Raw genomic sequence first — 1,440 nt, forward strand, 5'->3', positions numbered from 1 at the left:
TTAACCATACAAAGATCTTATATAAACAATAAAAGAAACAACCTCTCATCTTTCACGGTATGTACATCCCTGTGTGCTCGAACAATACCAGCTCACTTGAAAAATATTATATTACGTCAAAAAAATAATATATAATTGGGTGTTATCTGTTGTCCGCGCCTGTACATAGTACAAAAGACGAATAAGTATAAGAAATATGTAGCGTGATGTTTAGAAGCATTTGCGGTGGACGATGCCTGGGCCGGATTCGTCGTATTCCTGCTTGGAGATCCACATCTGCTGGAAGGTGGACAGGGAAGCCAAGATGGAACCACCGATCCATACGGAGTACTTCCTTTCTGGGGGAGCAATGATCTTGATCTTGATGGTTGATGGAGCGAGGGCGGTGATTTCCTTCTGCATCCTGTCAGCAATACCTGGGTACATGGTGGTACCTCCGGAAAGGACGGTGTTGGCATACAAGTCCTTCCTGATGTCAACATCGCACTTCATGATGGAGTTGTAGACAGTCTCATGGATACCGCAAGATTCCATACCCAAGAAGGAAGGCTGGAAGAGAGCCTCTGGGCAACGGAACCTCTCGTTACCGATGGTGATGACCTGACCGTCAGGAAGTTCATAGGACTTCTCGAGGGAGGTGGAGGCAGCGGCGGTGGCCATTTCCTGTTCAAAGTCCAGGGCGACATAGCAAAGTTTTTCCTTGATGTCCCTGACGATTTCTCTTTCAGCGGTGGTTGTGAAACTGTAACCACGCTCGGTGAGGATCTTCATAAGGTAGTCAGTCAAATCACGTCCAGCAAGGTCCAGACGGAGGATGGCGTGGGGAAGGGCATAACCTTCATAGATGGGTACGGTGTGGGAGACACCATCTCCTGAGTCAAGTACAATACCGGTGGTACGACCGGAGGCGTAGAGGGAGAGTACAGCCTGGATGGCGACGTACATGGCTGGGGTGTTGAAGGTTTCAAACATGATCTGGGTCATCTTCTCCCTGTTGGCTTTAGGGTTGAGGGGAGCCTCAGTCAGGAGGATGGGGTGTTCCTCTGGAGCGACTCGCAGCTCGTTGTAGAAGGTGTGATGCCAGATCTTTTCCATGTCGTCCCAGTTGGTGATGATACCGTGTTCAATTGGGTATTTCAGGGTGAGGATACCTCTCTTGCTTTGGGCTTCATCTCCTACATAGCTGTCCTTTTGACCCATACCAACCATGACACCCTGGTGCCTGGGCCTGCCGACGATGGATGGGAAGACGGCCCTCGGGGCGTCGTCTCCGGCGAAACCGGCCTTGCACATCCCGGAACCATTGTCAACTACGAGGGCAGCAACATCGTCGTCACACATCTTGCTTGCTTCTGGTTTGCTTCAACACCTGTAGACAGACCGCTTCCCTGGGCAACTTGCTAGCGAGTGACGTGGTGGGGGCCTGGCCACAGGCTTTAT

At 50.7% G+C, this 1,440-nt stretch carries 1 protein-coding gene; it reads right to left on the reverse strand.

Going from position 1 to position 1,440, the window contains the following annotated elements; translation table 11 throughout:
- Positions 1-210 precede the first annotated feature (210 nt).
- A complete protein-coding gene (locus MU846_RS14850; protein ID WP_191113207.1) occupies positions 211-1,341 on the reverse strand; it encodes an actin in 1,131 nt (376 codons plus the stop codon).
- Positions 1,342-1,440: the final 99 nt, after the last annotated feature.

Origin of the sequence: Alcanivorax quisquiliarum (assembly GCF_023051175.1) — a bacterium.
GTDB classification, from domain to species: domain Bacteria; phylum Pseudomonadota; class Gammaproteobacteria; order Pseudomonadales; family Alcanivoracaceae; genus Isoalcanivorax; species Isoalcanivorax quisquiliarum.